At 69.4% G+C, this 13,869-nt stretch carries 14 protein-coding genes; 11 read left to right on the forward strand and 3 right to left on the reverse strand.

What is annotated here, in order from left to right; translation table 11 throughout:
* Positions 1-133: 133 nt before the first annotated feature.
* Positions 134-832, reverse strand: a complete 699-nt coding sequence (locus OQ968_RS23905) for a TetR family transcriptional regulator (protein WP_324682041.1) — start codon at positions 830-832, stop codon at positions 134-136.
* A 183-nt stretch (positions 833-1,015) separates the two neighbouring features.
* Between OQ968_RS23905 and OQ968_RS23910 the strand changes: the two genes are divergently transcribed.
* The 8 genes from OQ968_RS23910 to OQ968_RS23945 are packed head-to-tail and all read left to right on the forward strand — an operon-like array spanning position 1,016 to position 9,661.
* A complete protein-coding gene (locus OQ968_RS23910; protein ID WP_324682042.1) occupies positions 1,016-1,438 on the forward strand; it encodes an MmpS family protein in 423 nt (140 codons plus the stop codon).
* A gap of 56 nt (positions 1,439-1,494) precedes the next feature.
* The gene (locus OQ968_RS23915) at positions 1,495-4,311 is read left to right on the forward strand and encodes an RND family transporter (RefSeq protein ID WP_420715998.1); all 2,817 of its coding nucleotides are present in this window, start codon (positions 1,495-1,497) and stop codon (positions 4,309-4,311) included.
* A 36-nt stretch (positions 4,312-4,347) separates the two neighbouring features.
* Positions 4,348-5,646 carry an NAD(P)/FAD-dependent oxidoreductase gene (locus OQ968_RS23920; protein ID WP_324682045.1) on the forward strand — a complete coding sequence of 433 codons (1,299 nt, stop codon included), beginning with the start codon at positions 4,348-4,350 and terminating at the stop codon, positions 5,644-5,646.
* Complete coding sequence (locus OQ968_RS23925) at positions 5,640-6,338, forward strand: DUF1365 domain-containing protein (RefSeq protein WP_324682046.1); 699 nt, start codon at positions 5,640-5,642, stop codon at positions 6,336-6,338. The genes OQ968_RS23920 and OQ968_RS23925 overlap by 7 nt, the downstream gene beginning before the upstream one ends.
* Positions 6,335-7,606 (forward strand): class I SAM-dependent methyltransferase, encoded by a 1,272-nt coding sequence (locus tag OQ968_RS23930; protein ID WP_324682047.1) that lies wholly within the window; start codon positions 6,335-6,337, stop codon positions 7,604-7,606. Before OQ968_RS23925 ends, OQ968_RS23930 begins: the two co-directional genes overlap by 4 nt.
* The gene (locus tag OQ968_RS23935; protein ID WP_324682048.1) at positions 7,603-8,409 is read left to right on the forward strand and encodes a DUF1295 domain-containing protein; all 807 of its coding nucleotides are present in this window, start codon (positions 7,603-7,605) and stop codon (positions 8,407-8,409) included. Before OQ968_RS23930 ends, OQ968_RS23935 begins: the two co-directional genes overlap by 4 nt.
* 11 nt (positions 8,410-8,420) lie before the next feature.
* Positions 8,421-8,966 carry a sigma-70 family RNA polymerase sigma factor gene (locus OQ968_RS23940; protein ID WP_324682049.1) on the forward strand — a complete coding sequence of 182 codons (546 nt, stop codon included), beginning with the start codon at positions 8,421-8,423 and terminating at the stop codon, positions 8,964-8,966.
* The gene (locus OQ968_RS23945; protein ID WP_324682051.1) at positions 8,963-9,661 is read left to right on the forward strand and encodes an anti-sigma factor; all 699 of its coding nucleotides are present in this window, start codon (positions 8,963-8,965) and stop codon (positions 9,659-9,661) included. The genes OQ968_RS23940 and OQ968_RS23945 overlap by 4 nt, the downstream gene beginning before the upstream one ends.
* Positions 9,662-9,710: 49 nt before the next feature.
* On the opposite strand, the gene OQ968_RS23950 is transcribed toward OQ968_RS23945, so the two are convergent.
* Both OQ968_RS23950 and OQ968_RS23955 read right to left on the reverse strand, forming a co-directional pair.
* Positions 9,711-10,244, reverse strand: a complete 534-nt coding sequence (locus OQ968_RS23950) for a mycothiol transferase (RefSeq protein WP_324682053.1) — start codon at positions 10,242-10,244, stop codon at positions 9,711-9,713.
* A 10-nt stretch (positions 10,245-10,254) separates the two neighbouring features.
* Positions 10,255-10,626, reverse strand: coding sequence for a VOC family protein (locus OQ968_RS23955; RefSeq protein ID WP_324682054.1), 372 nt, complete (start codon positions 10,624-10,626; stop codon positions 10,255-10,257).
* Between the two features lie 47 nt (positions 10,627-10,673).
* Between OQ968_RS23955 and OQ968_RS23960 the strand changes: the two genes are divergently transcribed.
* Genes OQ968_RS23960 through OQ968_RS23970 form a run of 3 tightly spaced genes read left to right on the forward strand, consistent with a single transcriptional unit; the run spans position 10,674 to position 13,653 of the window.
* Entirely contained in the window at positions 10,674-12,416 is a 1,743-nt protein-coding gene (locus OQ968_RS23960; RefSeq protein WP_324682055.1) for an N-acyl-D-amino-acid deacylase family protein, read from the forward strand.
* A gap of 38 nt (positions 12,417-12,454) precedes the next feature.
* Positions 12,455-13,231, forward strand: coding sequence for a PPE family protein (locus OQ968_RS23965; RefSeq protein ID WP_420715997.1), 777 nt, complete (start codon positions 12,455-12,457; stop codon positions 13,229-13,231).
* A gap of 23 nt (positions 13,232-13,254) precedes the next feature.
* Complete coding sequence (locus tag OQ968_RS23970) at positions 13,255-13,653, forward strand: pyridoxamine 5'-phosphate oxidase family protein (protein WP_324682057.1); 399 nt, start codon at positions 13,255-13,257, stop codon at positions 13,651-13,653.
* Positions 13,654-13,869 lie beyond the last annotated feature (216 nt).

Below are 13,869 nucleotides of genomic sequence, written 5' to 3' on the forward strand. Positions count from 1 at the left end.
CTCTTGAACGCGTTGGCCACCGCACTCCACCTTCGACGGCCCTCCTCCACCCGGGCGTCGCGCTCGGACAGCTCGGCATCGTTCGCACGGGTTGCAATTCGCCAAGCCACAGCACCTTGGTCACCTTTCCTGTTCATGACGACTCCGACTCCGACTCCGAGATGAGGCCGATGCAGGTGGCCGTCAGCACTCGGGTGAGGGCGGACGCGAAGTCGATGTTCCACTCCGGCGGAAGGGCGTCGGGCTCCTCGGCGTAGGCGTCGGTGAGCCGCTCCGGCGGGTTGGCGATGTGCCAGAAGGCCGATGCCAACGAGTAGGCGGCGATCAGGATGTCGAAGGCGCCGGAACGGCCCAGCGCGGGCAGCGCGCGCTCGATGGCGTCGGCCAGCGCGACCGCGGCGGCGGCGATGTTGCGCCTGATCTCGACCACCCGGTCGATCTCCACCTCGTGCTCGAGGTGCAGGTGGAGGTTGGACAACAGGTCGCAGAACAGCGGGTCGGCGGCCAGCCCGTTGGCCAGCGTCTCGGCCACCCGCGCCGGCGTCATCGGCCCCGGCTTGGCCAACTCCTCGCACACGGTGGCCGACCAGCGCGCCCACCCCTCGGCGGCGAGGTGCAGCAGCACCTCCTTGTGCGAGGTGAAGTAGCGGCGCACCGCGGAGTAGTGGATCCCGGCGCGGCCGGCGACCGCGGTCAAAGTGACTGAGGCGACGCCGGTCTCGAGCGCCAGCGAGCGCGCGGCCTCGACGAGGGCCGCCGCACGCTGACGCTTGTTCTCCTCGGTGCGGGCGCGCTGAAATGTGAGTTGCGCCACCGGGTGAGGATAACGCACATCGTGTGATTTGTATAACGCACATCGTGTGATTTGCGCTGGCCCACACCGAGCCCACACCGAGCCCTCTGTTACGCACGTGGTAAGCGTTACACTCCAGCGCGCGAGGGGAAGGAGTCAACGGTCCCACCGCTACTGCTTCGCACTCGGGCCGACCGTTGAAAGGGATTCCGAATTTTCAAGGTGCTGTCCCGGACATGGATCCCACTGGTCATCGTGGCGGTACTGGTGATCGGGGGATTCATCGTGTTCCGGGTGCATGGCTACTTCGGCTCCGCGAAGCGGGAATCCTACGCCGACAGCAACCTGCAGCCCCCCAAGCCGTTCAACCCGAAACGCATCGTCTACGAGGTCTTCGGCCCACCCGGCACGACCGCGGACATCAGCTACTTCGACGTCAACGGCGACCCCCAACGCGTCGACGGGGCCGCGCTGCCCTGGTCGCTGCGCGTCACCACCGACAAGGCTGCCGTCATGGGCAACCTGGTGGCGCGCGCCAGCGGCGACAGCGTCGGCTGCCGCATCACCGTCGACGACGTGGTCAAGGCCGAAAGAATCGCCAATGAGGTCCACGCCTACACCTTCTGCCTGGTGAAGTCCGCGTGACCACGCCATTCGCCAGCGCCGCCGACACCCACGCCGAACGTCCGTTCCTTGCCAGGATGCTCCACGGCCTCGCGGTGCCGATCATCCTGTTCTGGGTGGGGATCGCGATCGTCCTCAGCCTGTTCGTTCCGTCGCTGGAAGTCGTCGGGCAGGAGCGGTCCGTGTCGCTGAGCCCCAGGGACGCGCCGTCGTTCGTGGCGCTGCAGCGCATCGGCCACGCGTTCAACGAGGGCGAGACCGACAGCTCGGCCGTGATCGTGCTGGAGGGCAGCCAGCCCCTGGGTGACGACGCGCACAAGTTCTACGACGCGATGATCCGCAAGTTGCGCGACGACAAAACGCACGTGCTGAGCATCCAGGACTTCTGGGGCGATCCGCTCACGGCCGCGGGCGCGCAAAGCAACGACGGCAAGGCTGCCACCGTCCAGGTGAACCTCGCCGGCAATCAGGGCGAGCAGTTGGCCAACGAGTCCGTCGACGCCGTCCGCGCGATCGTGAACAGCATCCCGCCGCCGCCCGGGGTCAAGGTCTACGTGACCGGGGTGGCGGCGCTCGCCGCCGACCTGCACCACAGCGGCGACAAGTCCATGCTCAGGATCACCGCGACGTCGATCGCGGTGATCCTCATCATGTTGCTGCTCGTCTACCGATCGATCGCCACCGTGGTTCTGCTGTTGGTCACGGTCGGACTCGAATTGACCGCGGCGCGAGGAGCCGTCGCGCTGATGGGCCATTTCGGCCTGTTGGGGCTGTCCACCTTCGCGGTCAGCCTGCTCACTTCGCTGGCGATCGCGGCCGGCACGGACTACGGGATCTTCATCGTCGGCCGCTACCAGGAGGCCCGCCAGGCCGGCGAGGACAGGGAAACGGCCTTCTACACCATGTACCGCGGGACCGCGCACGTCATCCTGGGCTCCGGCCTGACCATCGCCGGGGCGACGTTCTGCCTCAGCTTCGCCCGGATGCCGTATTTCCACACCCTCGGCGTCCCGTGTGCGGTCGGGATGCTGACCGCGGTGGCGTGCGCGCTGACGCTCGGCCCCGCGGTGCTGATCGTCGCCGGCCGGTTCGGCGTGTTCGACCCGAAGCGCAAGCTCGGGGTTCGCGGCTGGCGGCGGGTCGGCACCGCGGTGGTCCGCTGGCCGCTGCCGATTCTGGCCGTCACGTTCGCCATCGCCCTCGTCGGCCTGCTGACCCTGCCCGGCTACAAGGCCAACTACAACGACCGCGGGTACCTGCCCGACTTCATCCCCGCCAACGCGGGCCTGATGGCCGCGGATCGCCACTTCTCGCAGGCCCGGATGAAGCCGGAGATCCTGATGATCGACGCGGACCACGACATGCGCAATCCGACGGACTTCCTGGTTCTCGACAGGCTGGCCAAGGGCATCTTCCGGGTGCCGGGAATCTCCCGCGTGCAGGCGATAACGCGGCCCGACGGAACCACGATGGATCACACGTCGATTCCGTTCCAGTTGAGCATGCAGAGCGCCGCTCAGACGCAGAGCATGAAATACCAGCGCGACCAGATGGACAACATGCTCAAGCAGGCCGACGAGATGACCAAGACGATCGCGACCATGCAACGGATGTACGACCTGATGACACAGCTCGTCGCAACGACGCACCGCATGGTCGGCGACACCGAAGAGATGCAGCAGATCACCAAGGAGCTCCGCGACCGCATCGCGGACTTCGACGATTTCTGGCGTCCGATCCGCAGCTATTTCTATTGGGAGAAGCACTGTTTCGACATTCCGGTCTGCTGGTCGATTCGGCAGATATTCGACTCGCTCGACGGCGTCGACGAGATCACCGACAAGCTCGACACGCTGGTGGGCGACATCAAGGATCTGGATCGGCTGATGCCGCAGATGATCGCCCAGTTCCCGCCGATGATCGCGACCATGGCGAACATGCGGACCATGATGCTCGACATGCACAGCACCATGTCCGGGATCTTCGCCCAGATGGACGAGATGAGCGACAACGCGACGGCGATGGGCCACGCCTTCGACGCGTCGAAGAACGACGACTCGTTCTACCTGCCGCCGGAGGTCTTCAAGAACAAGGACTTCAAGCGCGCGATGAACAGCTTCCTGTCACCGAACGGACACGCGGCGCGCTTCATCATCCTGCATCGCGGGGACCCCGCGTCGGCGGAGGGCATCGCGAGCATCGACAAGATCCGCACCGCGGCCGAAGAGTCAACCAAGGGAACGCCTTTGGAGGACGCGAAGATCTATCTGGCCGGAACCGGGGCCGTCTTCAAGGACATCTCCGAGGGCGCCAGATGGGATTTGGTGATCGCCGGAATCTCGTCGCTGTGCCTGATCTTCATCATCATGCTGATCCTCACCCGCGCCCTGGTCGCCGCCGCGGTCATCGTGGGCACGGTGGCGATTTCGCTGGGTGCCTCCTTCGGGCTGTCCGTGCTGGCCTGGCAGCACATCCTGGGCATCCAACTGCACTGGATCGTGCTCGCGATGTCGGTCATCGTCTTGTTGGCCGTGGGCTCCGACTACAACCTGCTGTTGGTCTCCCGGTTCAAGCAGGAGATCCACGCCGGCCTGAACACCGGAATCATCCGTTCGATGGGCGGCACCGGCAAGGTGGTGACCAACGCGGGCCTGGTGTTCGCGTTCACGATGGCGTCCATGGTCGTCAGCGACGTGCGGATGATCGGGCAGGTCGGCACCACGATCGGCCTGGGCCTGCTGTTCGACACGCTGATCGTGCGCGCCTTCATGACGCCGTCCATCGCCGCGCTGCTGGGCCGCTGGTTCTGGTGGCCGATGCGGGTGCGTTCCCGCCCCGCCCGGGTTCCGTCGCGGCCGGTCGAGCCGCACCCTTCCCTCGCCTATACGGACTGACCCCGTCCGCCGCGCCGACGGCTCCGAATAGCGGGTGTGGATCAGCCATACGAGCGCTCGGTCGCGGTGATCGGCAGCGGCGTGGCCGGCCTCACCGCCGCCTACGTCCTGTCCGGGCGCGACCGCGTCACCCTGTACGAGGCCGACGCGCGGCTCGGCGGCCACGCGCACACCCACTTCGTCGACGACGGCGACGGGCGGGTCGTCGGCGTCGACTCGGCCTTCCTGGTGCACAACGACCGGACCTATCCGACACTGTGCCGGCTGTTCGCCGTTCTCGGGGTGGCCACCCAGGAATCCGAGATGTCGATGTCGGTGCGCGCCGACGACATCGGCCTCGAATACGCCGGGGCCCTTGGGGTTTCGGGTCTGTTCGCGTGCCGGCAGTCGCTGCGGCCGCGCTATCTGGCGATGCTCGCCGAGATCGTCCACTTCCACCGCGCCGCGACCCGACTGCTGCGCGACGACGGCGCCGACGGTCTCGACACGCTGGACGCCTTCCTGAGCCGGCACCGGTTCTCGTCGTACTTCGTCGATTACTTCATCACCCCGTTGGTGGCGGCGGTGTGGTCCTGCGCGGGCGACGACGCGTTGCGCTATCCGGCCCGCTACCTGTTCGTCTTCCTCGCCCACCACGGCATGCTGTCGGTGTTCGGCTCCCCGACCTGGCGCACCGTCACCGGGGGTTCGGCGACCTACGTGCGGGCCATCGCGTCCCGGCTCGACGAGGTGTGCACGGCGACGCCGGTGCACACGCTGCGGCGGGTGCCCGACGGGGTGCTGGTGCGGGCGGGGGGCCGCCCGGCGCGGCTCTTCGACGCCGCCGTCGTCGCCGTCCACCCCGACCAGGCGCTGCTGCTGCTCGACGGCGCCGCCCCGCGGGAGCGCGCCGTGCTGGGCGCGATTCCCTACTCCACCAACCGCGCCCAGCTGCACACCGACGCCTCGCTGCTGCCGCGGCATCGTCGCGCCCGTGCCTCGTGGAACTACCTGGTGACACCCGACAGGGACCACGTCGTGGTCAGCTACGACATCAGCAGGCTGATGCGCCTCGACACGAGGCGCCGCTACCTGGTCACCCTGGGCGGTCACGACCGGGTGGCGCCGGATGCCGTGCTCGCCGAGATGACCTACAGCCACCCGCTGTACACACCGCAATCCGTTGCGGCCCAACGCCTTTTGCCCACGCTCGACGACGACCGAGTGGTGTTCGCCGGCGCCTACCACGGCTGGGGGTTCCACGAGGACGGCGCCGCGTCGGGGCTGCGCGCGGCCCGCCGGCTCGGCGCCGACTGGCCCGTCGCCGCCCGGCGCGAGGAGGTGGCCCCGTGCTGACGCCGGCGATCTACCGCACCACGATCACCCACACTCGGCGGGTCCCGGTGCGCCACTCGTTCGAATACCGAAGCTACAGCTGGTATGTCGACGTCGACGACCTCCCCCGCCTGCCCCGGTGGCTGCGACCGTTCGCACGCTTTCGCGCCGACGACCACTTCGCCGAGCCGGCGCACGGGTCACTGCGCGAGAGGCTCGCCGTCTTCTTCGCCGACCGCGGGCTGGCCCTCCCCGACGGCCCCGTCACGGCCCTGCTGCAGGCGCGCGTCTTCGGCTATGTCTTCAATCCGCTGAGCGTCTTCTGGTGCCACGACCGCGACGGGCGGCTGTGCCATGTGATCGCCGAGGTGCACAACACCTACGGCGAGCGGCACGCCTACCTGTTGCCCCCGGCCGATCTGCCCGTCGTGACGGCAAAGACCTTTTACGTCTCGCCGTTCAACCCGGTGGACGGCTACTACCTGGTGCAAGCGCCGCGACCGGGCAACGAGGTCAAGATCAGCGTGGCGCTGCACCGCGACGACCGACCGACGTTTCTCGCAAACCTACGCGGCACACGCCGGCCGGCCACCACCAGACAGGTCGCGATCATGCACTTCATTTCGCCGCTGGCGCCGTTGGTGGTGGGCGCGCGGATTCGGGTACAGGGGATCAAGTTGTGGTTACGTCGAGTTCCGGTGGTGCCGCGATGACGCTAGATACCATCCAAAGAGCCTTGGCGGCAGTCGATTCGGAGCGCTGGCCGGCGGTCGCGGCGGTGCCGTCGGGCCCGATCGCCGCGGCGTCGGCGGTCGTGGCGCACCGGCTGCTGCGCCGCGCGGCCGCGCGCCTGCCGCTGCGACTGGCATACCCCGACCGCACCGTCGTCGGCGCGGCCGACCCGGCGGCGCCGACCCTGGTCGTCCATCAACCCGAGGCGCTGGCCCGCCGCATCGGGCGACACGGTCTGATCGGATTCGGCGAGTCCTACATGGCCGGCGAATGGTCGTCGGACGACCTGCCCGCGCTGCTGACGGTCCTCGCCGCCTCGGTGACCGACCTGGTGCCGCGCACGTTGCAGCGGCTGCGGCCGATCGCCCCGGCGTTTCGGCCGCGCTGGCGGGCCACCGGCCGGGATCGGGCGCGCCGCAACGTCGCCGCGCACTACGACCTGTCCAACGAGCTGTTCGCCGCGTTCCTCGACGAGACCATGACCTACTCGTGCGCCCTGTTCGCCGAATTACCCGCCGCCCCAGACGATCTCGCCGCCGCGCAGCGGCGCAAAATCGACCGGCTGCTCGATGCGGCCGAAGTCGGGCCCGGCAGCCGGGTTCTCGAGATCGGCACCGGGTGGGGTGAGCTGTGCATCCGCGCGGGCGCCCGCGGCGCGCACGTCCGGTCGGTGACCCTGTCGGCCGAGCAGCAGCGCCTGGCGCGGCGTCGCGTCGCCGCGGCGGGGCTGTCCGACGCGGTGCGGATCGACCTCTGCGACTACCGCGACGTCGACGGGCGTTATGACGCCGTGGTCTCGGTCGAGATGATCGAGGCCGTGGGATACCACGCGTGGCCGCGGTATTTCACCACGCTCGAAAACCTGGTGCGCCCCGGCGGCCGGGTGGCGATCCAGGCGATCACCATGGACCACGACCGGATGCTGGCCACCCGCAACACCCACACCTGGATTCAGAAGTACATCTTTCCCGGCGGCCTGCTCCCCTCGACCCGCGCCATTTCCGACATCAACCGGCGGCACACCGGCCTGCGCACCGTCGACATGACGTCGCTGCGCCAGCACTACGCCGAAACCCTGCGGCTGTGGCGGGAGCGGTTCGCGCGGCACCGGGATGAGGTGGCGCGGTTGGGCTTCGACGAGGTGTTCGCCCGGATGTGGGAGCTGTACCTGGCGTACTCGGAGGCGGGGTTCCGGTCGGGCTATCTTGACGTCTACCAGTGGACGTTCACACGCGAGGGCCGCCGATGAATCCAGCTCAGCTGACCAACCTCCTCCAAGTGTCCGGCGCCTCGGTGTTGGCCCTCGCGGTGGTGCACTCGGTCGCGTTCGCCATCGGCCGGCGGGTCGGCCGCTACAACGTCGTCGACGTCGCCTGGGGCGTGGGCTTCGTGGCCATCGCCGCCGTCGCGGCGACGCTGGGGCGCGGCGACGCGACCCGGCGCTGGCTGCTGCTGGCGCTGGTGGCGATCTGGGGTCTGCGGCTGAGCTGGCACATCCAGCGCAAGACCGCGGGCAAGGGGGAGGATCCGCGCTACACCGCCCTGCTGCGGGGCGCGTCGCTGTTCGGCGTCATCCGCAAAGTCTTTGTGCTGCAGGCCTTCATCACCTGGTTCGTCTCGTTCCCGCTGCAGCTGTCGGCGGTGACCGGTCCCACCCCGGGGCCGCTGGCGGTCGTCACGGTGCTGGGCGTGGCCGTGTGGGCGGTCGGCGTGACCTTCGAGGCGGTCGGCGACCGGCAGTTGAGGGTCTTCAAGTCCGACCCGGCCAACCGCGGTGTGGTGATGGACCGCGGCCTGTGGGCCTGGACGCGCCACCCCAATTACTTCGGCGACGCCACGGTCTGGTGGGGACTGTGGCTGATCACCATCAACGGCTGGGCGTCGCTGGCCACCGTCGGCTCGCCGCTGCTCATGACGTACTTCCTGGTGTTCGTCACCGGCGCCCGGCTCACCGAGAAGTTGATGGCCGGCCGTCCGGGCTTCGACGAATACCGGCAACGGACGGCATTTTTCTTCCCTCGACCACCCAGATCGGTCGACGATGGGCGATAGGCTACCCGTCGATGAGCAACGACCTGGACGGCCTGCTGCGCCGGGTCGCGCGCGGGGACCGCGACGCCTTCGCCGCGGTCTACGACCTCACCAAGGGCCGGGTGTTCGGGCTGGTGGTACGGGTGCTCCGTGATGCCGGCTACAGCGAGGAAACCACCCAGGACATCTATCTCGAGGTGTGGCGAACCGCGTCGGACTACGACCCCGCCAAGGGTTCCGCGCTCGCCTGGCTGATGACGATGGCGCACCGGCGCGCCATCGACCGGGTACGCGCCGAGCAGGCCGGCAGCCGTCGGGAATCACGTTATGGCGCAGCCAATGTCGACCCGGCCGCCGATGTCGTCGCCGACTCCGCGATCGCCGGCGACGAACGTCGCCGGGTGACCGAATGCCTGGAGGCGCTGACCGACGCGCAGCGGCAGTGCCTCGAGCTGGCCTACTACGGCGGCCTGACGTACACCGAGGTGTCGCGGCGGCTGGCCGCCAACTTGTCGACGATCAAGTCGCGCATCCGAGACGCGCTGCGTGGCCTGCGCAACTGCCTGGACGTGTCATGACCGACCCGACCGATTTCGAACTGCTCGAGCTGGCCGCGCCGTACGCCCTGCACGCCATGTCGGACGAGGAGCGCGACGACGTCGAGCGGCGGGTGGCGGCCGCGCCGTCACCGGTGGCCGCCGCCTTCGCCGACGAGGTCCGCGCCGTCCGCGAGACGATGGCCGTCGTCTCCGCTGCGACCGCCGCCGAACCGCCGGCGCGCCTGCGTGCCGCCACGCTGGGGGCGGTGAAAGCCCGCGACTGGCGCCAATTGAGTTGGCGGGCAGCCGCTTTGGTGTCCGCGGCGGCGGCCATCGTGGTGGGTGCCGCCGCGTTCGGCATCGGGGTGCTGATGCGGCCGCCGGCGCCGTCGACCGTCGCCGAACAGGTCCTGGCGGCCCCGGACGTGCGGACGGTCTCGCGCCCGCTCGCCACCGGGACGGCCACAGTGATGTTCTCCCGCGACCGCAACGCCGGCGTGCTGGTGATGAACAACGTGCCGCCGCCGTCCCCGGGCACCGTCTATCAGATGTGGTTGATCTCGGCCAACCGCCCGGCGTCGGCGGGCACGATGGGCGCCGCCGCCGTGTCGCCGTCGACGAAGGCGACGCTGACCAACCTCGGGTCGTCGACGGCGCTGGCGTTCACCGTCGAACCCGGCGCCGGGTCGCCGCAGCCGACCACCCCGATACTGGCCGAGCTGCCCCTGAGTTAGCCCTTGCCGCGCGACAATTCACCTGCCGAGCGTCCTCAAAATGCAGAACCTACTGCGCGATCGGTGCGATCCCCCGCACATAGGCCGCCTGCCCGAGGTGCTGGGCGCAGTCGTCGACGATGCTCACCAGCCGCGCGCCGGCGGTCACCGGCGGATCCCAGTTGGTGTCCACCACGCGGGACAGCTCGGCGGCCGTCACCCCGGCGACGTAGGACAGCGTCAGCTTGTGCACCTCGTGGTAGTAGCCGGAGAGCAGGTCCGCGCGCGCCCGGACCTTCGCGACCTCGTCGGGTCCGTGCCCGTAACCGGTGTCGTTGCGGGGCAGGTCGAGCCCGAACCGGTCCACCCAGCCGTCGCGGGTCCACACCTGCTCGACGCCGGCCACATCGGCCAGCTGGATGTCCTGCACCCGGGCGCTGTGCCAGATCAGCCAGGCGATGCTGTTGGCGTCCGGGGTCGGCCGGTAAGCGGACAGCTCGTCGGTCAACCCGTCGGTCAGATCGTCGACGTGTTCGATCAATCGGGTGAACGCGTCGCGAAGCAGCTCCTGGGCGGCGGCGTCGGTGCTGGAGGTGTTTGGCATACCCGCGACATTACGGGCGCCCGTGCCAGACCGCCTCGACGTTGTTGCCGTCCGGGTCGCGCACGAACGCGCCGAAGTAACCCGGGTGGTACTCGGGCCACAGGCGCGGCTCGTGCAACGACTCGGCGCCGCATTCCACGGCCGCCCGATGGAAGGCGCGCACGGCGTTCTCGTCGCCGGCCTCGAAGGCGACGTGGACCTCCCGATTGGACCCCATCCCGGCCCCATCCGCGATCCAAAATGTCGGCTTGCCGTCGCGCCCGTACCCGATGGCCGGACCGACGTCCAGCTGTCGCGAAAAGCCCAGCGTGGCCAGGACCGTGTCGTAGAACTCCTGCGATTTTGCGTAGTCGGCGCAGTTGATTCCGATGTGGTCGATCACGGAAGAGATCCTGGCACGACGCACCGGCGCGGTCGTAGATTATTTAGATGACCTACGACCTGATCATCCGCAATGGCACCATCGTCGACGGGCTGGGCGGCGAGCCGTACGTCGGCGACGTCGGGGTGCGCGACGGCGTGATCACGGCGGTGGGTTCCGTGAACGGCGACGGCGCCGCGCGTGAGATCGACGCGACCGGGCTGCTGGTCACGCCGGGCTTCGTCGACCTGCACACGCACTACGACGGCCAGTCCATCTGGTCGGAGCGGCTGACCCCGTCGTCGGCGCACGGGGTGACGACGGTGGTGATGGGCAACTGCGGGGTCGGCTTCGCGCCGTGCCGGCAGGAGGACCACGACGTGCTCGTCGACGTGATGGCCGGCGTCGAGGACATTCCCGGCGTCGTCATGACCGACGGCCTGCCGTGGACCTGGGAGACCTTCCCCGAATACCTGGACGCGCTGGACGCGGGCAAGCGTGACATCGACGTCGCCGCCTACCTGCCGCACTCCCCGCTGCGGGTCTACGTGATGGGTCAGCGCGGCGCGAACCGCGAGCCGGCCACCGCCGAGGACCTGGCCAAGATGCGGGCGCTGGCCAAGGAGGCCGTCGAGGCCGGTGCGCTGGGCTTCGCGTCGTCGCGGCTGACGATCCACAAGACCGAGAGCGGTTCGCCGATCCCGAGCTACGAGGCCGCCCGCGAGGAGATCGAGGAGATCGCCCGGGGTGTGGTCGACGGCGGCGGCGGCCTGCTGCAGTTCGTGCCCGACATTCCCTCCGGCGGCTACGAGCCGGTGCTGCAGACGGTCTTCGATGTCGCCGAGGACGTCGGGCTGCCGCTGACCTTCACGCTCGTCGTCGCCAACGCCGGCCACCCGACGTGGCCGGAGGCCATCACCATGATCGAGAAGGCGAATTCCAGGGCCGGCGCGGGCGACCCCCAGGTCACCGCGCAGCTGCTGCCGCGGCCGATCGGGCTGATCATCGGGCTGCAGCTGTCCGCCAACCCGTTCGTGCTCTACCCCAGCTACCGCGAGATCGCGCACCTGCCACTGGCCGAGCGGGTGGCCGAGATGCGCAAGCCCGAGGTCCGGGCCCGCATCCTGGCCGACAAGCCCGGCCAGGGTCACCCGATCCTGTACGTCGCGCAGATGTGGGACTGGATCTTCCCGCTGGGCGACGATCCCATCTACGAGCCCGACCCGTCGACCAGCATCGGGGCCCGCGCCCGGGCCCGCGGGGTGGACCCGATGGAGGAGGCCTACGACCGGCTGCTCGACGACGACGGCCGCGCCATGCTGCTGGTCGCCACCAGCAACCTGGAGGGCAACTCGCTGGACACCGTCGGGCGGCTGCTGCACCGCGACGACGTGGTGCTGGGCCTCGGCGACGGCGGCGCGCACTACGGCATGATCTGCGACGCCAGCTACACGACGTACTTCCTGGCGCACTGGGCGCGCGATCGCAAGGCCGGCCGGTTCACCGTGCCCGAGGCTGTCCGCGAGCTCACGTCCGTGCCGGCCCGCGTCGCCGGGCTGGGCGACCGCGGCCGCATCGGCGTCGGATACAAGGCCGACCTCAACGTCATCGACCACGCCGCGCTGCGCCTGCACAAGCCCGTGATCACCTACGACCTGCCCGCCGGGGGACGTCGCCTGGACCAGACCGCCGACGGGTACGTCGCGACGATCGTGTCCGGCGAGGTGATCGCCGAGGGCGGCGTTCCCACCGCCGCGCGACCCGGCAAGTTGGTCCGCGGCCGCAAACCATCCCCGGTACCTAGTCGATAACGCCACGAAGAGCGGCTTGTCCCGGTTAACTTTGGTTGGTGACGAGCCCGCATTATGCGCGGTTGCCGCCCGAAATCAACTCGGCACTCATTTTCGCCGGTCCGGGAGCGGCGCCGCTGCTTGCTGCGGCGAAGGCGTGGGACGGGCTGGCCGAGGACCTGGCGTCGTCAGCATCCTCGTTCTTTTCGGTGACATCGGACCTGGCCAACGGGGCGTGGCAGGGCGCGTCGGCGGCGGCGATGATGGCCGTCGCGACCCAGTACGTGAACTGGCTGTCCGCGGCCGCCGCCCAGGCGGAGGCGGCGTCCACCCAGGCCGCGGCCATCGCGGACGCGTTCGAGACCGCGCTGGAGGCCACCGTCCAGCCCGGGGTGGTGGCGGCCAACCGCGCCCTGGTGCAGGCGCTGGCGTCGGGCAATCATCTGGGGCAGAACGCCCCGGCCATCGCCGACATCGAGGCCGCGTATGAGCAGATGTGGGCGGCCGACGTGGTGGCGATGTCGGGCTACCACGCCGACGCGTCGGCCGCGGTGGCGAAGCTGGAGCCCTGGCATCAGGTCCTGCCGAAACTCGACCTCGGCCCCGGCCGGCCCGCTTCGGCCCTGCCCGCCGGCACGCAGGCCATCGGCAACAGCGTCGGGCAGAGCGTCGCCGCCGCACCCGCCGACGCCGGCAGCGTCGGCCCTCTCAATTCCGGCCACTACGTCACGGGCGGCGTGAGCTCGAACGTCGGCTCGGCGCTGCTCAACTCGGCCACCTCGAGCACCGGCTTCAACTCGGGCGTGACCGGCCCCGGCCTGCTCAACCGGCCCTGACCGACGCGCCTATCCTCAAGGGCATGCGCACGAAGAAGAGGGTGGACTTCGAACGGCTCGCCGCCGCCCTCCCGGACTACCCGTTCGCGTATCTGATCACCGTCGACGATGACTACCGCGCGCATACCGTGACCGTGGAGCCGCAGCTGCGCGAGGCGACCCTGGACGTCGGCCTGATCGGCGGTCGCACCCGGGACAACCTCGCCCGGCGCAGCGACGTCACGCTGCTGTGGCCGCCGCCCGAGCCGGGCGGCTATTCGCTGATCGTCGACGGCACGGCCGAGGTGACCGACGTTGGCGACGCCGTGCGGCTGGGCGTGCTGCCCACCCGCGCGCTGCTGCACCGCGAGGCGGACGACGGCTCGCCCGCGGCGGCCAAGGGCTGCCTGCACGATTGCGTGGTGTTCTCGCTGCCGGCCTGACGGGCCCCGCCGCCGAGCGTGGCAGCCCGCGGCGTCGCAGCCCGCCGCGTTGAGTGTGAAGCTACGGCGTTGAGTGTGAACCTACGGCTTTGACTGTGAAACCACGGCGTTGGCGGTGAGCCCACGGCGAAGAAATCACCGGCGCTTTCACGCGATGGATGCAACAGTGGGCGGTTTGGGTGGGTTAGACAGTAGTTCGTCGAGGGCTTCAGCGGG

Source organism: Mycobacterium sp. 663a-19 (assembly GCF_035616495.1).
Classification (GTDB): Bacteria; Actinomycetota; Actinomycetes; order Mycobacteriales; family Mycobacteriaceae; genus Mycobacterium.

Excerpts from the sequence above, each read along its gene's own strand:
- OQ968_RS23935 (WP_324682048.1), top strand. The coding sequence starts at position 7,603 with ATGAATCCAGCTCAGCTGACCAACCTCCTCCAAGTGTCCGGCGCCTCG.
- OQ968_RS23930 (WP_324682047.1), top strand. The coding sequence starts at position 6,335 with ATGACGCTAGATACCATCCAAAGAGCCTTGGCGGCAGTCGATTCGGAG.
- OQ968_RS23950 (WP_324682053.1), bottom strand. The coding sequence starts at position 10,244 with ATGCCAAACACCTCCAGCACCGACGCCGCCGCCCAGGAGCTGCTTCGC.
- OQ968_RS23960 (WP_324682055.1), top strand. The coding sequence starts at position 10,674 with ATGACCTACGACCTGATCATCCGCAATGGCACCATCGTCGACGGGCTG.
- OQ968_RS23970 (WP_324682057.1), top strand. The coding sequence starts at position 13,255 with ATGCGCACGAAGAAGAGGGTGGACTTCGAACGGCTCGCCGCCGCCCTC.
- OQ968_RS23915 (WP_420715998.1), top strand. The coding sequence starts at position 1,495 with ATGCTCCACGGCCTCGCGGTGCCGATCATCCTGTTCTGGGTGGGGATC.
- OQ968_RS23945 (WP_324682051.1), top strand. The coding sequence starts at position 8,963 with ATGACCGACCCGACCGATTTCGAACTGCTCGAGCTGGCCGCGCCGTAC.
- OQ968_RS23940 (WP_324682049.1), top strand. The coding sequence starts at position 8,421 with ATGAGCAACGACCTGGACGGCCTGCTGCGCCGGGTCGCGCGCGGGGAC.